The organism is Weissella cibaria KACC 11862, assembly GCF_000193635.1.
Classification (GTDB): Bacteria; Bacillota; Bacilli; order Lactobacillales; family Lactobacillaceae; genus Weissella; species Weissella cibaria.
In genome coordinates this window covers 1-24,350 of record NZ_AEKT01000049.1, presented here as the reverse complement: position 1 = coordinate 24,350, position 24,350 = coordinate 1, and the positions used below count along the sequence as shown (strand labels likewise).

The 24,350-nt window shown below is 41.7% G+C and carries 23 protein-coding genes; all 23 read left to right on the top strand.

The window, feature by feature from the left end; all coding sequences use genetic code 11:
* Window positions 1–31: 31 nt before the first annotated feature.
* On the top strand, window positions 32–949 hold the full coding sequence (locus ESE_RS0109930; RefSeq protein ID WP_229103694.1) for a hypothetical protein: 918 nt from the start codon (window positions 32–34) through the stop codon (window positions 947–949).
* A gap of 24 nt (window positions 950–973) precedes the next feature.
* Window positions 974–1,114 carry a hypothetical protein gene (locus tag ESE_RS12390; RefSeq protein ID WP_010374955.1) on the top strand — a complete coding sequence of 47 codons (141 nt, stop codon included), beginning with the start codon at window positions 974–976 and terminating at the stop codon, window positions 1,112–1,114.
* Between the two features lie 375 nt (window positions 1,115–1,489).
* Complete coding sequence (locus ESE_RS0109920; RefSeq protein WP_010374954.1) at window positions 1,490–2,998, top strand: helix-turn-helix domain-containing protein; 1,509 nt, start codon at window positions 1,490–1,492, stop codon at window positions 2,996–2,998.
* 184 nt (window positions 2,999–3,182) lie between these two features.
* Complete coding sequence (locus ESE_RS0109910; RefSeq protein WP_010374952.1) at window positions 3,183–4,058, top strand: hypothetical protein; 876 nt, start codon at window positions 3,183–3,185, stop codon at window positions 4,056–4,058.
* Window positions 4,051–4,197: a hypothetical protein gene (locus tag ESE_RS12385; RefSeq protein WP_010374951.1), complete on the top strand. Its 147-nt coding sequence runs from the start codon at window positions 4,051–4,053 to the stop codon at window positions 4,195–4,197. Before ESE_RS0109910 ends, ESE_RS12385 begins: the two co-directional genes overlap by 8 nt.
* Window positions 4,197–5,507 carry a glycosyltransferase family 2 protein gene (locus tag ESE_RS0109900; protein WP_010374950.1) on the top strand — a complete coding sequence of 437 codons (1,311 nt, stop codon included), beginning with the start codon at window positions 4,197–4,199 and terminating at the stop codon, window positions 5,505–5,507. The genes ESE_RS12385 and ESE_RS0109900 overlap by 1 nt, the downstream gene beginning before the upstream one ends.
* 10 nt (window positions 5,508–5,517) lie before the next feature.
* Complete coding sequence (locus tag ESE_RS0109895) at window positions 5,518–6,645, top strand: glycosyl hydrolase family 8 (protein WP_010374949.1); 1,128 nt, start codon at window positions 5,518–5,520, stop codon at window positions 6,643–6,645.
* Window positions 6,638–7,741 (top strand): non-hydrolyzing UDP-N-acetylglucosamine 2-epimerase, encoded by a 1,104-nt coding sequence (gene wecB, locus ESE_RS0109890; RefSeq protein WP_010374948.1) that lies wholly within the window; start codon window positions 6,638–6,640, stop codon window positions 7,739–7,741. The genes ESE_RS0109895 and wecB overlap by 8 nt, the downstream gene beginning before the upstream one ends.
* A gap of 122 nt (window positions 7,742–7,863) precedes the next feature.
* Window positions 7,864–8,358, top strand: coding sequence for a YbaK/EbsC family protein (locus tag ESE_RS0109885; RefSeq protein WP_010374947.1), 495 nt, complete (start codon window positions 7,864–7,866; stop codon window positions 8,356–8,358).
* 2 nt (window positions 8,359–8,360) lie between these two features.
* Window positions 8,361–9,080 carry a membrane protein gene (locus ESE_RS11960; RefSeq protein WP_010374946.1) on the top strand — a complete coding sequence of 240 codons (720 nt, stop codon included), beginning with the start codon at window positions 8,361–8,363 and terminating at the stop codon, window positions 9,078–9,080.
* A gap of 19 nt (window positions 9,081–9,099) precedes the next feature.
* Entirely contained in the window at window positions 9,100–9,774 is a 675-nt protein-coding gene (locus ESE_RS0109875; protein WP_010374945.1) for an HD domain-containing protein, read from the top strand.
* 9 nt (window positions 9,775–9,783) lie between these two features.
* The gene (locus ESE_RS0109870; RefSeq protein WP_010374944.1) at window positions 9,784–11,169 is read left to right on the top strand and encodes an MDR family MFS transporter; all 1,386 of its coding nucleotides are present in this window, start codon (window positions 9,784–9,786) and stop codon (window positions 11,167–11,169) included.
* A gap of 183 nt (window positions 11,170–11,352) precedes the next feature.
* On the top strand, window positions 11,353–11,937 hold the full coding sequence (locus tag ESE_RS0109865) for a sugar transferase (protein WP_010374940.1): 585 nt from the start codon (window positions 11,353–11,355) through the stop codon (window positions 11,935–11,937).
* Window positions 11,938–12,025: 88 nt separating this feature from the next.
* Window positions 12,026–12,757: a GntR family transcriptional regulator gene (locus tag ESE_RS0109860; protein WP_010374938.1), complete on the top strand. Its 732-nt coding sequence runs from the start codon at window positions 12,026–12,028 to the stop codon at window positions 12,755–12,757.
* Between the two features lie 209 nt (window positions 12,758–12,966).
* A complete protein-coding gene (locus ESE_RS0109855) occupies window positions 12,967–15,426 on the top strand; it encodes a phosphoketolase family protein (protein ID WP_010374936.1) in 2,460 nt (819 codons plus the stop codon).
* A gap of 270 nt (window positions 15,427–15,696) precedes the next feature.
* Window positions 15,697–17,247 carry a lipopolysaccharide biosynthesis protein gene (locus ESE_RS0109850; protein WP_062358849.1) on the top strand — a complete coding sequence of 517 codons (1,551 nt, stop codon included), beginning with the start codon at window positions 15,697–15,699 and terminating at the stop codon, window positions 17,245–17,247.
* On the top strand, window positions 17,240–18,319 hold the full coding sequence (locus ESE_RS0109845; RefSeq protein WP_010374933.1) for a polysaccharide pyruvyl transferase family protein: 1,080 nt from the start codon (window positions 17,240–17,242) through the stop codon (window positions 18,317–18,319). Before ESE_RS0109850 ends, ESE_RS0109845 begins: the two co-directional genes overlap by 8 nt.
* The gene (locus ESE_RS0109840; protein WP_010374931.1) at window positions 18,316–19,305 is read left to right on the top strand and encodes a glycosyltransferase family 2 protein; all 990 of its coding nucleotides are present in this window, start codon (window positions 18,316–18,318) and stop codon (window positions 19,303–19,305) included. Before ESE_RS0109845 ends, ESE_RS0109840 begins: the two co-directional genes overlap by 4 nt.
* Before the next feature lie 144 nt (window positions 19,306–19,449).
* Complete coding sequence (locus ESE_RS11675; protein WP_010374928.1) at window positions 19,450–20,451, top strand: stealth family protein; 1,002 nt, start codon at window positions 19,450–19,452, stop codon at window positions 20,449–20,451.
* Window positions 20,452–20,457: 6 nt separating this feature from the next.
* A complete protein-coding gene (locus tag ESE_RS11955; RefSeq protein ID WP_010374926.1) occupies window positions 20,458–21,453 on the top strand; it encodes a glycosyltransferase family 2 protein in 996 nt (331 codons plus the stop codon).
* 23 nt (window positions 21,454–21,476) lie between these two features.
* On the top strand, window positions 21,477–22,310 hold the full coding sequence (locus tag ESE_RS0109825; protein WP_010374924.1) for a glycosyltransferase: 834 nt from the start codon (window positions 21,477–21,479) through the stop codon (window positions 22,308–22,310).
* Between the two features lie 27 nt (window positions 22,311–22,337).
* Window positions 22,338–23,324, top strand: coding sequence for a glycosyltransferase (locus tag ESE_RS0109820; protein ID WP_010374922.1), 987 nt, complete (start codon window positions 22,338–22,340; stop codon window positions 23,322–23,324).
* 2 nt (window positions 23,325–23,326) lie between these two features.
* Entirely contained in the window at window positions 23,327–24,325 is a 999-nt protein-coding gene (locus tag ESE_RS11950; protein ID WP_010374920.1) for a glycosyltransferase family 2 protein, read from the top strand.
* Window positions 24,326–24,350 lie beyond the last annotated feature (25 nt).

The following is a 24,350-nucleotide window of genomic DNA, read 5'->3' as shown; positions in this document are numbered from 1 at the left end:
TACGATAAATAAAGACTAAGTTGAGGTGAACATGATGGAACCATTATTAACAGGATTAGCCCTTGAAAAGGATATGATGGCCGCACCGAAGGAAACGGTCAGCAAGAAATATGGTTGGGATTGTGGGGTCGTTAACCGCCAAGCAATCGTTGATGCGACTGTGTCAGTGTTAGAGCGAATGGATGAGTTGGCTGCAGTAATTGATGTCCGTGACAATGAATTGTATGAAGCCGATCGCGCCCGTATCTTGTCATTAGCAACGAGCCTAGAATTGGGTGACACGGTTGCTGAATTGTCAGCGCGTTTGACGGAATTCCGTATGCGCTTGATGTTTGCACCGTTGAAGTTCTATGAAGGCAATCGCGAGATGTTGAAGTTGGTCGCTGAAAACATTGTTGATTCATATGATGTTGCGTCAGAGGATCCAGTGATTGAAACGGCTTTGCAAGGTTTGCGCGAACAAACGAGTGAAGAACCAACGGCTGAAGACTATGAAAAGATGATTAAGTCATTCATCCGCTTTGTGCCAAAGTTCCGTGAGTCAAATGTGATGATGTTGGGTCAATTGATTCAATCAATGCACCGTGAAGCGGAAGTGTTTGGATTCAGTACTGACCCAGAAATCGTGACGTTCTTCCAACAACTTGATATCGTGGTGGCGGGTGCGATTCGCCCTGATGAATTCATGGCCATCACTGAAATGTTGAATGATTTTGAGCCAACGATTACGTCACGCGTGGTTGAATTGGCACCGCTTGAAACATTGCACCAGTTTACGGTCAACGTGATTGCTGGTGTGCAACAAGCCCGCCAAGAGGGCATGTCATTCGGTGCAGAAGCGGACGAAAAACTGGACAAGGCGTCAGATGAGCTAAATCATGGTATGCTAGAGCGTGAGCAGTACCGTATGATCCTACGAGGCATTCGAGAATTACACGTACAAGCTTAATCTAAGGAAAAGCGAGTCCTTGCCATGGTGCAAACTATTGTGAGTCTAGTCGGCCTATTTGTGGCTGCATCATTAATTGTGGTTGGTAAGGACATTCGGCGACCAATTCTAACGATTGCCGGTGTCCTCGTGGCTGTTGCGGCAGTGTTATATTGGTTGCATTAAGCAGAAAATAATCGATATATTAAGTCCTAAAACAGCAATGGCCCGTGTCATTGCTGTTTTTTGCTAAAAATAGAGAATATCTTGGCTGCCGGCATGGTGGGTGGGGTGTGACGTAGCGATTATAAAGGGTGAACTCACAAGTTCGGCCGACCGCCGGTTAGATAAGGCGAACGGACCCTAACCCTTAGCCCAATTAGTTGGGAGCTAGCCGGTGCTCGCGCCGGCGGAGTTTGCTCTTTATAATCTTTGCCGAAGTCACACTCCACCCACCATGCCTCGTCGCAACGCGACGACACCTGAAAAAAATTTATAATTTTATTAACATCAGTGGTGATATAATCGTCTTAAAATTTGGGGTTTAAATGGGGAATACATATGGAATGGATCTGGACAACGCAGGAACAGAATCGCATCTCAGTCTTTCGCTATATGGTGCGCAATCGCTTCACCAGACTAACGGACCTGATGGCTGAATTTCAGTTTTCACGCTACATGGTGATTTCAATCATCGAACAACTCAATGAAGATATTGCCGTCTTGACTGGCGAAACAGAAATACTGGTAATTGAAAAAGGTAACGTCATTATCTTTGATGCGCCACTAAATGTCTTGCCGGTTGATGAATTAAAACATTATTACCTATCACAATCGACACGGGCGCAGATTATTATGCACTTGGTTGCGGAAGATTTTGACTCTTGGGAAGAGTTGTCGTTTGAATTGGATGTGTCAACGCCGACTGTCTATAAAGAGCGGGCCATTGTGATTGAACACCTGGCAGAACAGGATATCACCCTGAATAAAAACAATCAGTTGGTTGGGCAGGAAGAGAATATTCGTTTCCTCCGTTTTGCCCTACTGACCATTTATAACGGGCAACGGACTGAAGAGATTTCAGACCGGGTGAAACAAGTCGCAGATTATTATATTGATAGTTTTATTACGCCGGAATTTGGTGATTTACGGGAATCGCAGCGCTGTATTATTTGGCACATGGCGGCAATTTGGACAGTTCGTTTCACCCAACGCCATTTTGTGACTGCTGCGTATACCGATCAATATTTAGTACCCACGTCTGAGATGTCACCCCAAAGTCAACGCGTGATTCAGGCGGTCAAACATTTAATGGGGCGGAGTGGTTTACTATCAGATGAAGATCTAGACAACGAAGCGCGCTTCATTGTGTTGATTCTGCATAGTTTAGGCGTTTTTGCTACAACACAAACCCATCAGGATGTGACTGCCCATGTAATACAGTGGTGGCAAGACTTCGATGCTAGTATTCAAGGTAGTTACCAATGTATCTTTTATCAACCTTTACATGGCACTGAGTCACGACGTCTCACGTACACCGTTGGGGATATTCTGATGCGGTTCTTGATGTATCCATACGGTGTCGGGGATGGCACGTATGATATGCAACACTTCAATGAATTTTCAAATCGCTATCCGTTATCAACGGAACTGGGTAATGAAATTGTGCAACGATTCGCTGATCAGCGCCAGATTAGTGCAGAGAAACTAAAGACAGTGTTGCTAACGGATTTGGTAGCTGGCATTGCGACAACGAGCACGTTCTTTATCGATGTGCCGAAAGTGCATGTTGCGCTTGATTTTGGTAATCATGTAAACGTCGAGCGGTTGCTCCTTGATCAATTTGGGGCGGTCACACGGACGACCATTCAAATTTCGAATCGGCGCACAGCGGACACCGATATTTTGCTGACTGACGTGCCTCGTGATCGCCAGGGGCATGAGGCTGTTTATATTTGGCGTGGCATTGAGTCACGGGCTTATATTGACCAGCTTTTGGATGAAATTAATCGCATTGGCATGGAAAAGTTCAATGAGTGGCGCCGAAAACAAGTGAATCTAACTGAATGAGAAAAGCCTCATGACAACGTTTGCAAATGTTGTCATGAGGCTTTTTTGGTACACGTATAGTCTGATAAAACGGACGGCTTTATATTTTTTCGTTGTTTTTTTGAAAGGCATTTTATTAACCAAGTTATCAAAACATGTCAGGATAGTACTCGTTTACTTTTTGTTCGTAAAAGGAGGGCAATAAATGACTTCGAGAAAAAATCTCATCACACGTAGCCGTTTAGCAATTTTCGGCTTCACCACCGCACTTATTTTATTCATTTGGTTGGCAGGGCTAACCTCTGGTGTTGTCCAAATTGCAACAGTGCTACTTGTGATTTTAGGAATTGCAACGGGGTTAATGTTGCCAAGCCTACTCGCAACTTGGTTAGCGATGCTCTTTTTAGTGATTAGCGTCATGGTATTGCTATTGGGTACTTTTGTGATGGATGTGACCGCCAAAATTTTTCTGATTGTCGCGTTTCCAGGGGCTATTTTCCTAACGAGTAGCTTACGGGCCATCGTCGGGAGCTTTGGGTGGTTAACGGAAAATCAGCACAATATTGCCGCGTTTACGAAAAATTACCACCCGGGCTTAAACCTGCAACGTTCATACAATGCGCGCAAAATTTTTGAAAAGGCCGTGACCCGATTCAACGGTGAACCTGGCTTAGCCGATATGTCACTTGATGTGACCGGCATTCAATGGGCACATAGCGAACAGTACCAGCAGTTCAATCCAGAGCAATACAACGATGTGTTAGCACAAGCCGCCAATGTCCTGAAAGAGCGGCGTTTGCCATCAGAATTCCTCTACATTTTAGATGATGACATGTTATTGATTGTGTCGTTTAGATTACCACGTGAAACGTATGATTATTTGACGGCTGCGACGAAGATTGATTTAGCATCGATTCGAGTCGGTGATTTCCGCCCACAGTTCCAGTGGGGCCACAAATATATTACGACTGAGAATATGCAGGACTATCAAACCCTAGATGACGCCATTAAGCATATCCGCCGTGATATGGAAACGGATTTAGTGACGGAGTACATGAAGAAAGGAACGTTAGATGATTAATGTATTTTACTGGTTAGCCATGTTTGTTAGTGGCGCCTTCTTAGTATTAGCTTTGGTGTTATTTGTGATGCAGTGGACGATTTATTCACGAGTTGAAGCAACCATGTGCAAGTTGTGGGAGCAGCGGGGTACCAACTAATGGTGCATCAATTGTTATTAATCATCACGTTGTTATCAATTTGGCTATCCCTCACAATGGCAATGGTTACGTTGTTCGGGGCTGTTCATTTTTGGTTGAAGAATAGTACTGAAGAAGTGGCAATTACCCCATTGAGCCGTTATCCAACGATTTCAATTGTGGTGCCAGCCCACAACGAAGATGTTGTCATTGCTCAGACGATGTCAGCCTTATTGAACTTAAATTACCCGGCTGACAAAGTGGAATTACTGCTTTATTCAGATAACTCCGAGGATCATACCGCTGACGAAATGCGGCGCGTTCAGCAATTACCAGAGTATCGTGATCGCAATATTGTGATTGTGGAACGAACTGGTAAAGGTGGTAAGGCGGGTGTTCTCAATGATTCATTAGAAATTGCGACAGGCGAATATATCGCCGTGTATGATGCGGATGCGATGCCTGAACGGAATGCTTTGTATTTCTTGGTGCGCAAAGCCCTTGAAGATCCAGAACGCCACGTGGCGGTCTTTGGTCGCAACAAAACCCGTAATGCGGAACAAAACTTGTTAACCCGCTTTATTAATCAGGAAATTGTCGTGACGCAACGGGTGCAACACATTGCGATCTGGCATCTATTCAAGATTGGGCGAATTCCAGGTACGAATTTTATTATTCGCAAAGATTACGTCACCGAAATCGGAGGGTGGCGTGATGGTGCGTTAACCGAAGATACCGATATCTCATTCAAAATTATGCAAAGTGGCAAGTTGATTGCCTTGGCCTACAATTCAGAGGCGTTCCAACAAGAACCCGAACACATTAAGGACTATTATTACCAGCGCCTTCGTTGGGCAAAAGGTAACTATCAGGTCGTAATCAATAACATCAAACATTTGTTTGATCGGAGTAACTGGCGCGTCAAAATTGAAACGTTTTACTACGCCGCAACCTTCTTCTGGTTCAATGCCGCGATTTTGTTATCAGACATTCTCTTTGTGGTAAACGTTGCGTTCTATATTGCAGGTCTGTTTAACCCAGCCATTACGATTCCCTTTACGTTCGGCACGAATAATGTGCTCCTAGCGCAAGTATTGTTGGTGAACTGGGTATTAATGATTCTGTTGTATATGCTCCAGATTAACATTGCCATGGCCACGCAGTTTGGTCAGGCAACGACGAAGCAAATCTGGCTGTCGTTCCTGTCGTATTTCACTTATACCCAACTGTTTATGGCCGTGTCTGTTCACGCGGTGTTGCAGGTAATGGGTGATGCGTTGTTCCACCGTAACGGTAATGTTTGGGTGAAAACAAAGCGCTTTAACGATTAGCGAGGAGAACATGGTTTTAAATAAAAAAATTTGGGTGGCCGTTGGTTTTATTATTGTGGCTTTCACATCAATCTTGGTGTACGCCCGTTTACATAATGAGCAATCAGTCACCGCTAATACGTACCAAACGTGGCAAAAAACGTTTGTGACGCGACAATCAGATCAAGCAACGTATGTAAATGCTGGCGTTGACGGCAAAAAGATGGCAATGTCAGAAGCTCAAGGCTTGGGCATGCTGATTACAGCGCAAGCCGGTCGCAAAGGCTGGGCGAGTCAGACGGACTTCGATCACTTGCTGGCCTACTACCAGCAAAATCGGTTGGTTGTGGCTAATCAGCAAACGCACTTAATGAATTGGCGTCAGCGAGATGTTAAGGGTGCGTGGCGAACCGACACGCATAGTGCCACAGATGGAGATTTGTATATCGCTTATGCCTTACAGGTGGCCGCATCGGTTTGGCCAAAGCAAGCAACAACTTATAACACGGTGGCCAAAGCAATCGCAGCGGATATTCTACGTTACGAGTACAATGACCAGCAACAACTGTTAACCGTTGGTGACTGGGCAACGGCCGACACGGCAGCTTACCGGGTGATGCGGACTTCGGACGTGATGCCAAGTGTGTTCGCATCGTTGGCCAAGTTAACGAATGATCAACGGTGGGGACAAGTTTCTGACAGCATGTTGACTAAGTTGGCAACGTTAAGCAAACAACATAAAACGGGCTTAGTCCCTGACTTTGCGGTCGTCACCAAGCAAGGCGTTCGGGCCGCTAAAGCCAAGGAAGTTGCGACGAAACAAGATGGTCACTATGCCTATAATGCAGCACGCGTGCCGATGATGTTGGCGGATAGTTCTGATCAACGTGCTGTGTGGATTAACCGCCGGTTGATGCACTTCTTTGATCAACAAACGCAACTATTAGCGGGCTATACCGTAACGGGTAAGGCGTTGCACAAGTATGAATCAAACGTCTTTAGCGCCCCAATCTTTTACGCGGCGCAATCAGATGCTGACCGCTATGGCAAACTCTACAAAACCGGCGCGACGATTTATAACCGCTCAGTTGCGCAACAACCGTATTATGACGCAACGCTCACAGCATTAGTTGCTGTAGGAGGATTCAAAAATGATTAAAGTAATGACTGTCTTTGGGACACGACCAGAGGGGATTAAGATGGCCCCAGTGGTGAAGGCCTTGGAAGCTGACGAACAGGTGACCCCGGTAACGGTGGTGACGGGGCAACACCGTGAAATGCTGCAACAAGTGCTGGATATTTTTGATGTGACCCCTGACTATGACTTGGCCATTATGGAACCGAACCAGAGCTTAGCGAAAATTACGAGTAAAGTGCTGATGGGGATGGATGATATTCTGACCACGGAGCAACCGGATATTGTGTTGGTCCATGGTGATACGAGTACCACGTTGGCCACAAGTATGAGTGCCTTCTTCCACCAAATTCCAGTTGGTCACGTTGAGGCTGGTTTGCGGACTTGGCAAAAGTACTCACCATTCCCAGAAGAAATGAACCGCCAGTTGACGGATCGGATTGCGGATGTTTACTTTGCCCCAACGCCACTGAGCGCGAATAACTTGGCACGCGAAGGTGGGGATGCTGACCGCATCTATACCACGGGTAACACAGCGATTGATGCGTTGCAGTATACGTTGCAACAAGATTATCATCACGAGGTATTACAACAGGTTAATCCCGACCACAAGATGATTTTGTTAACGATGCACCGCCGCGAAAACCAAGGCATGCCGATGGCAAATGTTTTCCGTGCGGTTCGTGATATTGTGGCGGAGAACCCCGATGTTGAAGTGGTTTATCCGGTTCATTTGAGTCCAGCGGTGCAAAAAACAGCGCGTGAAATTTTGGCCGACGTTGACCGGGTGCACTTGATTGATCCGCTTGATGTGGTGGACTTCCATAATATGGCGGCCCGCAGTTACCTCATTATGACGGACTCAGGTGGCGTACAAGAAGAGGCACCATCATTGAATGTGCCCGTGTTGGTCTTGCGTGATACGACTGAACGGCCTGAAGGGGTCGATGCTGGGACATTACGTTTGACGGGGACTGATTATGACACCGTCAAGACGACGGTTGAGGAACTATTGCATAATGAAGCTGCCTATCAAGAGATGGCTGATAATTTGAATCCGTATGGGGATGGTCACACGGCCGACCGCATCACCCGGATTATTAAAGACTTCATTCAATAACCAGAAAAACCGCCCATTCAATGAACGGACGGTTTTTCTGTATGTTTAGTGGCTGAGGCTGTTAGTGTGCGCGAATAAAGCGTATATTATATAGTTATCGGTTATAGATTGGAGAGTTGAAAATGGCGAAGAAAGAACGCATTAAGAAGATTTTAGTCGAACAAATCTTGGATAAAGCTAAGATTCCATATGAAAGTATTGTTTTTGCGGGCGGTATGAATCGCGACCAAGCGGAATTAGATAAATATGACCTCACGGATCATGATATTTATAAGACGCTGGCGTTGACGGGTAATGTCACTGGGCCGGTCATCGGGATTGTGCCAATGGATGCTCACTTAGATGAAAAGAAGTTTGCGGTGGTATCGGGTAACAAGAAAGTCACGATGATTCCAACAAAGGATTTGCAAAAGACGACGGGCTACATTCACGGTGCCAATAACCCAGTTGGTATTTGGCAGAACAAGAAGTTCCCCATTTATTTTGATAACATCGCTAAGGAAGCCGGTACGATTACCTTGTCAGCTGGTGAAGTTGGTCGTTCAATTCGCGTTGACGCAGTGCAATTGGCCGAATTTGTGCATGCACAATTTGCGGATATCCGCACGGACGCTTAAGTATGAGTTGGACCATTGTCTGGCAGTCGTGGGTGTTCATTGTTGGCATCTTTTTTGTCTTGCCACTTGTGGGTAGTGCATTGATTTCAGTGATTACCACCCGAACCAACCAACATCTCATGCGGGCATTTGGTCTGAATGCACCCCTGATTTTTGGCTGGTTTGGCGTCATGGTGCATGAAATATCGCACGCAGTCGTGGCGTTAATTTTTGGCCATCACGTGGATAAGATTCGGTTACTCCAGAATCCGTTTAAAGACGGTAATGAAAATCGGATGGGGTATGTGTCGCATGCCTGGAGCCCGAATAATAAATACCAGCAAGCCGGCAACTTTTTTATCGGCATTGCACCAATCTTTGGTATCGCAGCAGCGAGTTGGGGTGTTACCAAATTGGTGTGGCCCCAGTTATTGTTGAGTTACCACACGGGTGAAAGTGTGATGACTAATACTGCCTGGTGGCAAGTTGCGGTTTGGGCATATTTGATTTTGAATTTGAGTCTCGCTTTGAATTTAAGTGGGGCAGACTGGCAAAACACCAAAAGTGGTGTGATTTGGTATTTGATTTTTTTGACCATCGTCGGGGTGATTACGGGGCTGACGATTTCAGACGCCTTTATGATTTGGGAGACGGTTGGTCGCCCAGTTGCCTACTTCTTCGGTGGCCTATTGGGTGGTAGTTTTGTGTTGTATTTGCTAACGGCGTTAATTGGTCGTCGTTAAACAAGCGGGGAGTAATATTTTGACAGTAGTAGAAGAACAACAGTTAGCGGCAATGACGGCATTTATGCAGGCTGTGTTAGGCGGGGATGACACTGGTCATGATACGAGCCATATCGATCGCGTTGTTGCGTTAACAAAGCATATTTTGGCGACAGAACCAACCGCTGATGCGTTTATTGCGATTGCAGCGGCAACGTTGCATGATACGTATGATGACAAATTATTTAAAGATGTCACAAGCGCCAAGCGAGCGGTTGTCGCCATGTTAGCGGATAATGGGGTTAATGAGGCACAGCAGGCTGAAATTTTCCAAATTATTGATAATATGTCGTGGAGTAAGCAACGTTTTGGTAAGCCAGAGCCGTTGTCATTAGCCGGACAAATTGTTCAGGATGCCGATCGCTTAGATGCAATTGGGGCAGTGGCGACGGCCCGTGCCATCCAATACGGCTCGGTAAAGCGGCGGACATTGTACGACCCAGCGATTAAGCCACAAATTTTTACATCCAAGGCTGATTACCGGGCAGCAAATGACGAAACGACGATGAATCATTTTTATGAGAAGTTGTTCTTACTAAAGGATTATTTGAATACACGAGAGGGAAAGCGAATTGGGACGATTCGTGATCGTGCGATGCATGATTTCGTTGCCCAATTCGAGGCTGAATGGGCTGGAACAGATTATCTAGACTAGGAGGCATACATGAGCGGAATTTCAAAGAAAGAGCGAGGTGTGTTGATTATCTTGATTGCAGGGGTCTTCTTGGGCTTCTTGAATCAAACGTTAATGAACACGGCCTTGCCACAAGTCATGGCAGACTTCCACATATCAACGGCCTTAGGTCAATGGATGACTAATGGTTATATGTTGGTAAACGGTGTGATGGTGCCACTGACGGCGTATTTAATTCAACGATTAAAGACGCGAACATTATATTTAAGTGCCGTTGCAGTCTTTGCAGCGGGGACGATTATTGCGGGACTTGCGCCAACTTACCCAATCTTGATTTTGGGCCGTATGGTGCAGGCGGCCGGTGCCGGTGTGTTTGGACCACTGATGAACGTGGTGGTGATGAACTTATTTGCGGCTGACCGCCGTGGTGAAGCAATGGGTATTATTGGGTTGGCGTTGAACTTTGCGCCAACAATCGGGCCAACGCTATCTGGATTTGTGGTATCAAGCCACTCATGGCGTTGGTTGTTCTTGGGGATTGCCCCATTGATTATTTTGGATTTGATTCTGGCATCGATTTTCTTGAAGAATATCGGGGAACAAAAGTTCTTGAAGTTTAACTTCTTGGGGATGGTGCTCTCAAGTATCGGACTTGGTAGTTTGCTGTATGGGTTCTCAAATGCCGGTACGGGTAACTGGCTGAGTCCAGATGTGTGGGCGTTCTTGTTGATTGGTATTGTGGTAACGACGGTGTTCGTTTACCAGCAAACCCACTCAAAGATCCCATTGTTGAACTTTGATGTGTTCAAGTATCACAACTTTACGATGGCGACGTTGATTAACGTGGTTTTGATGGCCGCTTTGTACGGTGGGGCATTGATGTTGCCACTTTACATGCAAACGGTGCGTGGCCAATCAGCCTTTATTTCGGGGTTGGTTTTGTTACCAGGGGCGTTGATTACGGCGTTCCTATCACCAACGTCAGGTAAGTGGTACGACGAATTCGGGGTGAAGCGATTGGCACCGATTGGTCTAGGCTTTGTGGTGATTGGAACTATTATCTTAGCAACGTTGCAATTAGATTCGCCAATCTGGTTGCCCGCCGTTGGTCAATTCGTCCGTCAACTTGGGTTGGTTATGGTGACGATGCCAATTCAAACTGAGGCGTTTAATTCATTGCCATTGGAAATTGTGCCAGATGGCTCGGCAATGTATACGACAATCCGTCAGGTGGCGGCTTCGTTTGGAACAGCTGCTTTGATTACGGTGTACAGTTTAACGTCCGTGTCAGCACCTGCCAAGACAGCGCAAGCGACTGCTGACTTGATGGGGATTCACATGGCGTTCTGGATTGCGACCGGGCTAGTTGTGTTGGCGTTGGGCTTGACACAGTTGCTTAAGAAGCGTGACATCTAAATATTTCTTGTAAAAGCGACCGATTGCGGTCGCTTTTTTTATATACGTGTATTTTATCAGTCTTATTTTGTTCGATAACTTTCCCAAAACCGTTACGAATTCAGTCGTCCTAAAAGGCACACCCTTTAGGGATAATTTTCGTTGAAAACAACGACATTATCTAAAACGAGGGAGTGTTTGGGCATGTATGAAAGGATATGGAAACGCGCATTTGATATCTTAGGTGCGGTGTTTTTACTAACGTTGGCTTGTATACCAATGCTAGTCGTTGCCTTGTTGATCAAACTTGAATCACCGGGACCAGTTTTGTTTAAACAATTACGAGTGGGGCGACATTCAAAACCATTCTATTTGTATAAGTTTCGGTCGATGCGAGTGGATACACCGGAAGTGGCATCGTATGACTTACACGGCCATAACTATGTTACGTTTATCGGACGAATTATGCGTAAAACATCGGTTGATGAGTTGCCGCAGCTGTTCAATATTTTAAAGGGTCAAATGAGTTTTATTGGTCCGCGTCCAGTGATTGTATCTGAAGAAGAGCTGGTGTCGGAACGTCGTAGTCGCAAGGCTGACCGTTGCTTACCAGGGATTTCAGGCTGGGCGCAAGTCAACGGCCGTGACCGGGTGACGATTTTGCAGAAAGCTATGTATGATGCGGAATATGCGTTAGATATTAACCTGTGGCGCGATATTAAAATTCTGTTCTTAACAATCTGGAATATCTTGTTCGCCCGTGGGGTTGTGGAAGAAAAAATCCAGTAAATATCTTAAAAGTGGTCCAACCAAATGTTTTGGTTGGACCACTTTTTGTGTTAAGATAAAGTCCGAAATAAAGTAGGAGGGCAGATTGATGCCGGAGGAAGTCCTTTATATGAAGGTGTTGGGTGATTTGAAGGACCGCATTTATAGCGGTGAATTTCCCAATTTAAAGCTGCCAGATGAGCGATCATTGGCATCATCATACGAGGTGTCACGTAGCTCGATTAAGCGGGCACTGAACGTTTTAGCCCAACAAGGTATTATTTTTAAAAAGCGTGGATCAGGTACATTTGTAAATCCGCTGTATTTAAAGAACCAATCGATGTTTCACTCGATTGGTAACAATCTAGGTGTGTCTGATTCGTATCGGTTTAACGGTGAATCACCGGCCATCGAACTGTTGTCGTTCGAGACGGAACAAGCTGACGAAGAAACACGCTTGGCATTATTCCTCGAAGATGGGGAAGAAGTTTACCGGATTAAACGGCTCCGTAAGTTACAGGATCAAGCATTCATGATTGAGAACGCGTTGGTACCAGTCAAGTTGCTGCCAGCATTGACGGCGGAAGACTTAGGTCACTCAATGTTCCACTACGCTGAAGAGACAACCAAAAAAGCAGTTACGAAATCATTTATGACCGTGACCGTTGAACCATCTAGTGAAGATGATCGTGACCATTTAGCTTTGTCTGAGGTTGAACCAGTTGGGGTCATGGCTGGTATTTACTTCTTGGATGACGGTACGCCGTTTGAAGTTGGGTCAATGCGCGTGCACTATAAATACATGCGTTATAACAGTTTCGTCAGTTTGGACGGCGAATAGCGCGAAATTCACAATTTGTTCAAAAATGGCGCAAATGCGATGAAACCGGCATTTGTGGGTGAAAAATAAGAAAAGCACAAAATTGGACCGCACCAATTTTGTGCTTTTTATTGTACGTAATTTTGAAATCTGTTATTATAGTACTTGTAATCCAGAAGATAACTTCTGCGATTGAACCTTTCTCAAAATTATAAGGAGATTTAATCAAAATGGCAGTAGATTTTGATTCAAAGGAATACCTTGCTAAGGTTGATGCTTGGTGGCGTGCTACCAACTACCTTTCAGCAGGTATGATCTTTTTGAAGAGCAACCCATTGTTCTCAGTAACTAACACGCCAATTACGGCGGACGACGTTAAGGTTAAGCCTATCGGTCACTGGGGTACTATCTCAGGACAAACTTTCCTTTACGCTCACGCAAACCGTTTGATCAACAAGTACGATTTGGACATGTTCTACATCGGTGGACCTGGTCACGGTGGACAAGTTATGGTTACGAACTCATACTTGGACGGTTCATACACTGAAAACTACCCTGAGATCACTCAAGATGTTGAAGGTATGTCACGTTTGTTCAAGCGTTTCTCATTCCCTGGTGGAATCGGATCACACATGACTGCACAAACGCCAGGTTCATTGCACGAAGGTGGAGAGCTTGGATACTCATTGTCACACGCAACTGGTGCTGTTTTGGATAACCCAAACCAAATCGCATTTACTGTTATCGGTGACGGTGAAGTTGAAACTGGTCCTTCAATGACTGCATGGCACTCAATCAAGTTCTTGAACCCTAAGAACGACGGTGCTGTTTTGCCAATCTTGGACTTGAACGGATTTAAGATTTCAAACCCAACGATCTTCTCACGTATGAGCGATGAAGAGATCACGAAGTTCTTCGAAGGTTTGGGATGGTCACCACGTTTCATCGAAAACGATGACATCCACGATTACATGGCATACCACGAGCTTACTGCTAAGGTTATGGACCAAGCAATCGAAGACATCCAAGCAATCCAAAAGGACGCCCGTGAGAACGGTCGTTACGCAGACGGCGAGATCGCAGCATGGCCTGTAATCATCGCTCGCTTGCCAAAGGGTTGGGGTGGTCCTACTCACGACCAATCAGGAATGCCAATCGAAGATTCATTCCGTGCCCACCAAGTGCCACTTCCTTTGGCACAAAAGAAGTTGGCTACGTTGCCACAATTCGAAGAGTGGATGAACTCATACAAGCCAGAAGAGTTGTTTAACGCTGATGGTTCATTGAAGGCTGAATTGGCTGAAATGGCACCTAAGGGTGACAAGCGTATGGCTTCAAACCCTCTTGCTAACGGTGGACGTGCTCGTGGCGAAAAGGCTGAAGATTTGGCATTGCCAGACTGGAAGTCATACGCTAACGACATCAACGAGTCAAACCGTGGAACTGAATTGGCTGATTCAAAGCGCAACATGGACATGAACGTGTTGTCAGGATTCTTCGCTGAAATCTCAAAGATGAACCCAACGTCATTCCGTATCTTCGGACCTGACGAGACGATGTCAAACCGTCTATGGGACATGTTCGAAGTAACGAACCGTCAATGGATGGAAGAAGTTAAGGAGCCAAACGACCAATACGAAGCCCACGAAGGACGTATCTTGGACGCTCAATTGTCAGAGCACCAAGCTGAAGGTTGGTTGGAAGCTTACACGTTGACTGGTCGTGTTGGTGTATTTGCATCATACGAGTCATTCCTACGTGTAGTTGATTCAATGATTACACAACACTTCAAGTGGTTGCGTCACGCCTCAGAGCAATCATGGCGTAACGATTACCCATCATTGAACTTGATCTCAACTTCAACTGTATTCCAACAAGACCACAACGGTTACACTCACCAAGATCCTGGTATGTTGACGCACTTGGCTGAAAAGAAGTCTGACTTCGTTCGCCAATACTTGCCAGCCGATGCTAACTCATTGTTGGCTGTATTCGGTCGTGCATTTACTGAGCGTCACAAGGTTAACCACGTTGTTGCATCAAAGCAACCACGTCAACAATGGTTCTCAGTTGCTGAAGCTGAAGAATTGGCAACTGAAGGTTTGAAGGCTATTGACTGGGCTTCAACTGTTGCTGAAGGTGAAGAAGCTGATATCGTCTTCGCATCTGCTGGTGTTGAGCCAACGATCGAAACTTTGGCAGCTTTGAACTTGGTTAACGCTGCATTCCCAGCCGTTAAGATGCGTTATGTAAACGTTGTTGAATTGCACCGTTTGCAAAACAAGAGCGGTGAGATGAACCACGAGCGCGCTTTGTCAGATGACAAGTTCAACGCTTTGTTCGGTGAGTCAGGAACGCCAGTTGTCTTCGGATTCCACGGATACGAAGACTTGATCGAGTCAATCTTCTACGAGCGTCAACACTTGGGATTGCACGTACACGGTTACCGTGAAGATGGTGACATCACTACGACTTACGACATGCGTGTATACTCAAAGTTGGATCGCTTCAACCAAGCTAAGGATGCTGTTGCCGTATTGAAGGCTAACGGTGTTGTTGAAGCTGCTGAAGCTGATGCATTTGACAAGAAGATGGATGACATCTTGGCAAAGCACTTCGAAGTTACTCGTAACGAAGGTCGCGACATCGAAGAGTTCACTGACTGGAAGTGGACTGCTTTGAAGAAGTAATCTACTGCCGTACGATTAATTCTAAAAGTAAATAAAACTAAAGCTGATTTCGATCGGCTGCGGTAATTAAAGACCGCTACTAATTCTGTATGGAGTTAGTAGCGGTCTTTTTTTATCTTAAACTTATATATGCATAAAACTTGAATTAAATACCTGTTTACGTACTGCTCTCAGGATGTTTATTTCAGTATTTTTCATTAGAAATTCAAAAATAGGGGCTATTCTGAAAAATGAATTATAAAAATGTAGAGAGAAATAATCGGTGGAATAATGAGTCAAAGACGTTATGGGGCTATGGTTGCGTATGCAAATATTTTATTAAAGAACCTTATCAGCTTTATGTACATTCCTATCTTATTAAAATTTGTTGGTGGTAATCAATATGGTTTGTACCAGATGACAAGTTCGGCCGTGGGGATGCTGTCGCTTTTATCTTTAGGGATGTCGGCATCCTATGTTCGCTTTTTTTGGCAGGCAAAAAGAAGAGATGGAGATGAAGGCGTTGGCAGAATTAATAGTGCATACCTAAGCTTCTTTTTGCTTATATCAGTTGTTTGCCTTGCTGCAGGTGGTGTACTTACCAATAATGTAGAGATTCTTTTTCAGAAAAATTTCTCGGAATCTGAAATAGAAACCACAAAAATGTTGATGGTGATATTGTCTGTCAACGTTGCCGTTACACTGCTCTCGTCAGTATTCGATTCGTATATCATTGCTAATGAAAAATATTTAGTCGAGCAACTTAGAGTGTTGTTTTCAACTCTTTTACAGCCCGTTTTTTCAATAATTTTATTGATTGGCGGTGGCGATATTGTTGCCGTCGCGACTGTACAATTATTGGTAACATTGATTTTTATATTTTGGAATATGATATATGCAGTTTCAAGACTGAAAATGAAATTTAAGTTTACGAACATCAGAAACTTAGTTGAAACGGGCAAAAATATTTTGCCTTTTTCAGGTGTGATTCTTATTAATCAGATAATTGACTTAGTGAATAATAATTTTTCAACGTTGTTGGTTGGAAATATGTTAGGTCCAATGAGTGTGGCTGTTTTTGCGATAGCAAATCAGCTTAAAGGTTTGTTCTATCAGCTTACGTTCACTATATCTAGACTCTATGTTTCAAAAGTTCACCAAATGATTTCGTTTGATGCAACTGATGGCGATCTTACAAATTTGATGATTAAAATTGGGAGAATCCAATTGTATCTTCTGGTTTCTGCGTTTGGTTTGTTCGTTGTGTTGGGACAAAGTTTTATAGAGTTTTGGGCTGGAAAAGATTATGGAGAGGCATATTGGTTAGTTGTATTAATGATGACTTCTTTGTTAGTACCGTTGTCACAAAACATAGGATTAGAAATTCAGAAAGCGAAAAACTTGCATAGATTCAGGATTATCCTTATGTGTTTTTCAACCCTTTTTAATTTATTTGCGTCTATTATATTTATAAAAAAATTTGGTGTATTGGGTGCTGGAATTGGTTTTTCAATTAGCACAGTAGTGGTGAATGTCGTGGTTATAAATATTTATAACCATAAAGTAGTTGGACTCGATATGTTCAAATACTGGCGTAAGGTCTCGAATGTTATTTTGGGTCCAGGAATAGCTATTTTGCTGACGGTTGGCTTCAATTGTCTATTCGGCGGAAATAGTATTTTGAAAGTGATGATTGATGTAATTTTGTATGGAACTCTAACTCTTTTGATACATTGGATTTTTTCTTGTGATGAAAATGAAAGAAAAATAATTACATCGAGTCTTAACGGTTTATTGAACAAAGCTATATTGAGAGACAAAGGAGTTGAAAATTGTGAATAATCAAATATTAGTGTATGAATGGATGCTGCCAGGCGGGAATAAAAATTTTGGTGACTTGTTATCAAAACCCATAATTGAAGGCGTTTTGAAACGTAAAGTGATACAAGTCACTGATGGAAGTGCGAATATTTTGGGCATCGGTTCTGTTTTGGATCCAATTAATACAGAATTTAATAATGTAAAGTACATTTGGGGAAGTGGGTTTATTCGGGAAGGAAATAAACTGGAGCGCCAAGATGTGCAGGTGTTGGCTGCAAGAGGGGAACTAACAAGAGCGCGCCTAGGAAAGGACGTGCCACTTGGGGACCCAGGATTACTAGCGTCTAAATATTTTAAACGAAGTGACGAAATGCTGGATAAAATTGGCATCGTGTCACATTTCTTAGATACCGACAATCCAAAGTTTAAAAAGTGGAAAATGGATGACAGGTTTGAATTTATTGATGTTTGCAGAGACCCGCAAGAAGTAATTTTGGATATTACAAAATACAAGGCAATCATTTCGACAAGTTTGCATGGATTGATTATTTCGGATTCGTTTAATATTCCAAATTTTTGGGGGACTCTCTCACCAGAGGTCGGAACGTATAAATTTTACGATTATTATTCAGGCGTTGGTAAGGAATATGAATTACAAGATGCACAAGGCATCTTTGATAAAACTTATGAAGAAATTCTAGTGTTAATTAAAGGTTGGACGGGAGTTAATGGTCTGGATAAAATTCAGAATAATTTGGAACAATCATTAAAAGAAGGTGTTGACAATTTAGAAACACCTGATGATTTGTTGCATACAACAATCCCAGAATTTGAAATTCCGAAAGATTTTACTATAGATAGGGTTATGATTCATACCCATAGAAGGTTCATTCGTGATGTGCCTAATTCGAGTCATGTTTTGCGAACTATGCGAAAGTTGGGTTTTACAGAGATATATACGAATCAACATGTATCTGAGTGGTCAAAATTACCGATAGGAATTAATAAAATTAAGCTCCGAACGAATAGTTATGTAAGAGATTATAAGTGGCTTGTTAAGAGACAATTGAAGAAAAGGCGAGTTAATCAATGAGCGGTTTAAGTATTGTAATTCCCACCTATAATTGTGGGGAGTATATTGAGACGTGTATTAATTCGTTAGCGAGATTGGAGTATGACGAGTTAATCATAGTTGATGATGGATCAACGGATCAAACGGAAGAGATTATTGATAGTCTTTCTAACAAAAAGCTTGTGTACATTAAAACAGATGGAAATTTTGGGGTTTCAGCGGCTAGAAACATTGGGCTAGAACGTGTTCGATCTAAGTATGTAATGTTTATGGACGCGGATGATAGTTTGGTGCTACATCAAAGTCGTTTGATAAACGGTGTGGTTAATAAAGATTTTGATTTGGTTGTTTTTGGAAATGAAATTCAGAACGAAGAGTTTTTCGGAGATGAAATACCAAAAGATGAGATATATCTCAGTTTAGCTGGATATAAGCAATACCCGGGATTCATAACAGCTGTATTTTCAAAATTATATCGGGTTGATATGTTGCGGATGGGGCATATTACCTTTAATGAGAGCGTTAAAAAAGCTGAGGATGCTATCTTCAACTTAGAAGTTGTACAATCTATTGATAGTGTGAAATTTGTACAAGCTGGATTATATAAATATCGTAATAATACAAACTCGATAACAAAATCAGTATCGTATAATGTTTCAAAAAATTATATCGTAACAAGTACATGGTTTGCCGAATTTTTCTCTAATCAGCTTTCTTCAGAACAGCATAATTCACTGCAATTGAATTGGATGTTGAGAGATATATATTGTTTGACATTAAGCAACCAAAATCCGGCAGATAGTTTAAGGGAAATCATGAGTCATTACCGAAAGATTGTTGTAAGTAGATACATGGTTAATTGGCGAAATATACGTAATAAGCATCGGGTGATTTATGTCTGCTTATTAATGCGATTGTATCCGGCGGCTGTATTTTTTGAAAAGTATAAACGGGAAAAAGAGTTGAACTCTGGAAGTTATGCAGTTGAGGCGTTTGAAGTCTTATGAAGTATATATAGTGGAAAAAGGCATTTTGAACAACGCGTTCAAAATGCCTTTTTTATTCACAGATTAATCAACGTTGTTATGAAGATTAGCAGTATTTCTAAATTATCATTGAATGTGACTGAATGGTTCGAGAGGGAAATGAATATGAAGCCTAATTTTAATATAGATATTGTTGTACCTTGGGTTGATGGACAAGACCCAGAATGGTTGCATAAAAAAAATGTTTACGAAGATGAAACATCAGTTGATAGTCGAGTTAATGGGGATGAGCGTTACCGTGATATGGGAACGTTTGAATACTTTTTTCAAGGCATTAAAAAGTTTGCAACATGGGCTCACAAAGTGTACGTCATAACAGATAATCAAAAACCTAAATTTGAAATTGATGATAATCGGGTGATATTCATTGATCACAAGGATTACATTCCAACGGAGTATTTACCAACGTTTAATTCGAATACGATTGAAATGAATATTGATTTAATACATGATTTATCAGAACATTTTGTTCTATTTAATGATGATACTATTTTGATTAGCCCAACAGAGTACACGGATTTTTTCTCGGAAAAAGGTGTGCCGAAGGATTGTGGTGCATTTGAAATATTTCGACCGTTTGATGATTTTTCACACATTGTGTTAAACGATTTGAAGTTAATAAATGACACTTTTGATAAAACAGCGGCACTAAAAAATCATGGCTATAAGTATTGGGGGACTAGTTGTGCAAAGCCTAGTCTAGCTAGAATTACAGGAATGGCTGATTCAGCGTGGCTTGGGTGGGTAGATCCACATTTGCCTATGCCATATACGAAGACGTTATTTAAGACCGTTCACAAGGAATTTCCACATTTACGAAACGAACAAGGAATGCGTCGCTTTAGAACGCCGCTAGATATTAGTCATTGGTTAGTGAGATATTATCGATTAGCTACAGGGGAGTTTATGCCAAGTAACATCTGTAAATTAGGCTGCACAGCAGTAGTAAAACCCGGAGAAGAACAACCTGAAATTCGAAAGGCGTTTTCTAAGAATAAAAAAATTGTTTTGCTGAGTGACCAGCCGATGAGAAAAAAGGACTTTGAATTGGCAAAAAAAAGTATGGACCGCCTTTTTTTTGAAAAATTCAATGAATGTGAGGGATAAGAAAATATGTTTCAAAATTTGACTGTCATTATTCCGGCATACAACGCTGCTAAATATATAAAGGAGTGCATTGAGTGCTTTTTAGATTATCCGGAAATGAAAGTGTTAATCGTTGATGACGGATCAACGGATGACACGGTAGAGCGTGCGAAACAATACGAAAAATGCATGCGTTTGAAGGTTTTGGAAGGAAATCATGGGGGTGTTTCTAACGCTAGAAATATAGGCTTAGTTAATACGGAAACTGAGTATGTGATGTTCATGGATGCTGATGACCTAATTAATTTATCTAAACTCCCCGATGAAGTTTTCGAAATGATTGAGAAAAAAATTGACTTGATTGATTTGTCTGCCTTGCATGGACGTGAAAATATAGTCGCCCAATTAAGTGAGGAGCAAAAAAAAGACATCATTCTAGGACTATCTGGATTTAAAGGACAGAAAAATAGTGTGAAGTTAGGTGATTCAGGCCCAATTGCTAAGCTATATAACATGAAAATTATAAACAAAAAAAATATTAGGTTTAACACTGATATATACAAAGGAGAAGATGCGTTATTTGTTATGCGGTTTGTAACATATGCTTCTAGTCTGGCAAGAGTACCAGTTTCAATATATCGATACCGTCAACACGAAAATAGTGTAACTAAGAAATTTCCATATAGTATCCTAAACAATCATCAAAATTATGTTACTGAAGTGTTGAATATTGCGGAATTAAATACGTTGCCAGTCGTTTATCGACGGGAATTGCAACTTAGAAGCACAATAAATGATGCACTTGATTGTATAAGACAACAAAGAAATGAAGACTATTATAAAATATCTCAAAGCTTGAATACTTATACGATTAAACAGCTTCGTTCCTTACCAAAACGGCTTTTATTAGTAGCCGTAGTGATGAAATTTAATCAACTGTGGCTGTATAGGTCTATCAGAAACATACGAGTTAATTTAAAAAAAATAAGGAAAAGTCAGCCTGTAGATTTTATTGATATTTAAATTAAAAAGAGGGGGATGGAGATTTGAACGAAAATTTCAAGGAATTTAGTGTTTTGATGGCAATATATGACAAAAATGATCCGGAGGAATTACGAGAAGCATTAAAAACGGTTTTTGATAATACAATCTTACCTAAGCAATGCATTATCGTTGAAGATGGGCCAATTAACAAGATTCTAAAAAATGTTATTAACACTTTTCAAAAGAAGTATCCAGGAGTCATTGAGACAATCAGTATTGCTAGAAATTGTGGATTAGGTAGTGCACTATCTGAGGGACAAAAATATATAAAATATCCATATGTAGCGCGAGTAGATTCTGATGATTTAAATGAAGCAGAACGATTTGAAAAGCAATTAGAAGTTCTTGAAAGCGATAGTTCAATTGGCATGGTGGGATCGTATATTCAAGAGTTCGAAGATGATGCAAGGCTAGATTTTCGCGTGGTGCCAATAGAACATCGTGAAATTTTTAAATATGCAAAGTATAAGTCACCAATGAATCATATGACCGTTATGATCCGAACGGAGGTCCTTGAAGAGACGGGTGGATATCGAGATATGCTACTTTTTGAAGATTACGATTTATGGCTTCGAATTCTACATACTGACTGGCAATGTAGAAATATAAGCGAGCCATTAGTGAAAGCTAGAATTTCATCAAAAATGTTTAAACGGCGGGGCGGGTTCAAATATTTGCTGTGTTACTTGAAGTTTAGGGTAGATGCCTTAAAGAATAAACGCATCAATTTTTGGCACTTTATAAGCATGGCGTTTATACATTCGACGGTCATAATGATGCCAAATTCTTTACGTAGTAATATCTATTCGACTTTTTTAAGAAAGACGAGTGTGTGATGAACGATTAGATATGGAGTGAGAAAGATGGAATTAATATCAGTAGTTGTACCAGTGTATAACGTTCAAGAATATTTACCGGCATTTCTGGAGAATATGAGTAATATCAAAAGCAGGCAGTTTAGGTTTTACTTTGTGGATGACGGTTCTAGTGATAATTCAGGATTAATTTTAGATGGATATCAAGAAAAATTGGGTTCTGAAAAAGCGGTGGTTTTGCATACCGATAATGCAGGGCTTAGTGCAGCTAGAAATGCAGGTTTAGAAGTAGCACAAGGTAAATACGTTTGGTTTTTGGACCCCGATGATTTAATAAATACTAATATAATTGGGGACATGATTTCCTTATTGCAACAGTATGATCTAGATATTGTACAGTTTTCGTTTGATACATTTAGTACAACATATAGAAAGTCAGAAGTTAAAAGTATCGAGACAACTGACTGGAAAAAACTGACGGGAGACGACTTATTTGAGTTACTTTGTAATCCAAAAAGTTCTGTTGAAAATTATTCGTGGAGTCACATTGTTAAAAGGGAAATATATATAAATCATGAAATTTTATTTCCGGTTGGTAAAAACTATGAGGATTGCGCTACAACGTTTTTGCTATTCGATAATGCTCGTGAGTGTGGGTTAATTGATTTACCAGTAATTCATTATCGAAGTAGACGAGGTTCAATTTCTAAAACGCAATCGATTCAAAATTATGATGATTTTTTTGATTCGATAATGCTGATTAAAAATTCGAACACAAAATTTAGTCAAGAAGTTAAAAACAGATATTTATTAACCCGATTCATGACGTCATTTGATCAGACATCATGGCTTAAGGACAAGCGGCAAACCGAAATCAGACGGCGACGAGTGTTAAATCAGATACAACAATTAAATCTTGAACAAGATACATTCAGGTATAGGATATTATCGTGGCTGATTAAGAACAAAATTTGTTTTTTGAGTCGATCTTATTCAGTTTATCAGACTTTAAAACTTAGGAGGTCAGGGGTGTAATTATGGTTAAAGTTTCTGTTATTGTTCCTCTGTATAATTCCGCCAAGTATGTTGATGAATTGGCTGTTAATTTGAATAAACAGAATTATCATTCTGCACAGTTTATATTAATAGACGATGGTTCCATAGATGGAACAGAGATGTTGTTGCGGGAACACCCTTTGGTGAAGGCGGACAAGAGATTTGAAATTTATAGTATTGCTAATGGCGGTGTATCCGGAGCGAGGAACTACGGCCTAATACAGGCTAAGGGGAAATATATTATTTTTTTAGATGGGGACGATTATTTTGATGAAAAATTGATTTCTTCATACGTGGAAGCGATAGAAAGTAAAGATACCGATATTGACTTTTTCAAGATTACATTAGTAGATGAAATGAAAAATGCACCATTACCAGATAAGTTTCAACTTAATTATGGGAGTGCAGTGAAAGACACGGTAGTTGGACAAGAAGAATTATTGAGCTATCTTTGTGACGGAACAATTAAAGGGTATCCGGTTGCTTACATTAGTAAACTAGAATTGTGGCAAAATGTATCGTTCCCTGAAAAATATAGAGTAAATGAAGATTTGAGTGCGCTGTTTCAACTAATTAGCGAAACGACCCATTTGAAAGCACGCATTCACGATGAGACACATTATGACTACATCATGCATGAAGATAGTGCAGTACACAGTATGTCTTTGGAAGATATGGTTAACGTTAACAATCTACTACATAATATTGAAACATCAATTTTGGTGCAGAAGGGTCATAAAGAGAAAATATCGGATATGCGATTTGTGGAAAACATCGGCCACTTGATATGGGCTACTAAGTATGCCAGTAGTGTGCATAAAAAATTATTCAGATTTGAAATTTTGAAGAGGCTACCTTTTGCCAAAGTGAGTTCAAAGTTAAAAATGAAAGCTGTGATGGTTACTATAGCATCGATGATTTTAAATGGTAAATCGTTTGAACGAGCGTATGAGTTCGTTTTAAAGCGGCAATTACAGTAGACTGCATTTCGTGTGCTTGAATGCA

Bases quoted from the DNA above. Each gene is read 5' to 3' on its own strand.
- ESE_RS11960 (WP_010374946.1), top strand. From the start codon at position 8,361: ATGAGTTGGACCATTGTCTGGCAGTCGTGGGTGTTCATTGTTGGCATC.
- ESE_RS12390 (WP_010374955.1), top strand. From the start codon at position 974: ATGGTGCAAACTATTGTGAGTCTAGTCGGCCTATTTGTGGCTGCATCA.
- ESE_RS12385 (WP_010374951.1), top strand. From the start codon at position 4,051: ATGATTAATGTATTTTACTGGTTAGCCATGTTTGTTAGTGGCGCCTTC.
- ESE_RS0109865 (WP_010374940.1), top strand. From the start codon at position 11,353: ATGTATGAAAGGATATGGAAACGCGCATTTGATATCTTAGGTGCGGTG.
- ESE_RS11675 (WP_010374928.1), top strand. From the start codon at position 19,450: ATGAAGCCTAATTTTAATATAGATATTGTTGTACCTTGGGTTGATGGA.
- ESE_RS11950 (WP_010374920.1), top strand. From the start codon at position 23,327: ATGGTTAAAGTTTCTGTTATTGTTCCTCTGTATAATTCCGCCAAGTAT.
- ESE_RS0109930 (WP_229103694.1), top strand. From the start codon at position 32: ATGATGGAACCATTATTAACAGGATTAGCCCTTGAAAAGGATATGATG.
- ESE_RS0109820 (WP_010374922.1), top strand. From the start codon at position 22,338: ATGGAATTAATATCAGTAGTTGTACCAGTGTATAACGTTCAAGAATAT.
- ESE_RS11955 (WP_010374926.1), top strand. From the start codon at position 20,458: ATGTTTCAAAATTTGACTGTCATTATTCCGGCATACAACGCTGCTAAA.
- ESE_RS0109855 (WP_010374936.1), top strand. From the start codon at position 12,967: ATGGCAGTAGATTTTGATTCAAAGGAATACCTTGCTAAGGTTGATGCT.
- ESE_RS0109860 (WP_010374938.1), top strand. From the start codon at position 12,026: ATGCCGGAGGAAGTCCTTTATATGAAGGTGTTGGGTGATTTGAAGGAC.
- ESE_RS0109900 (WP_010374950.1), top strand. From the start codon at position 4,197: ATGGTGCATCAATTGTTATTAATCATCACGTTGTTATCAATTTGGCTA.
- ESE_RS0109870 (WP_010374944.1), top strand. From the start codon at position 9,784: ATGAGCGGAATTTCAAAGAAAGAGCGAGGTGTGTTGATTATCTTGATT.
- ESE_RS0109910 (WP_010374952.1), top strand. From the start codon at position 3,183: ATGACTTCGAGAAAAAATCTCATCACACGTAGCCGTTTAGCAATTTTC.
- ESE_RS0109850 (WP_062358849.1), top strand. From the start codon at position 15,697: ATGAGTCAAAGACGTTATGGGGCTATGGTTGCGTATGCAAATATTTTA.
- wecB (WP_010374948.1), top strand. From the start codon at position 6,638: ATGATTAAAGTAATGACTGTCTTTGGGACACGACCAGAGGGGATTAAG.
- ESE_RS0109920 (WP_010374954.1), top strand. From the start codon at position 1,490: ATGGAATGGATCTGGACAACGCAGGAACAGAATCGCATCTCAGTCTTT.
- ESE_RS0109840 (WP_010374931.1), top strand. From the start codon at position 18,316: ATGAGCGGTTTAAGTATTGTAATTCCCACCTATAATTGTGGGGAGTAT.
- ESE_RS0109895 (WP_010374949.1), top strand. From the start codon at position 5,518: ATGGTTTTAAATAAAAAAATTTGGGTGGCCGTTGGTTTTATTATTGTG.
- ESE_RS0109885 (WP_010374947.1), top strand. From the start codon at position 7,864: ATGGCGAAGAAAGAACGCATTAAGAAGATTTTAGTCGAACAAATCTTG.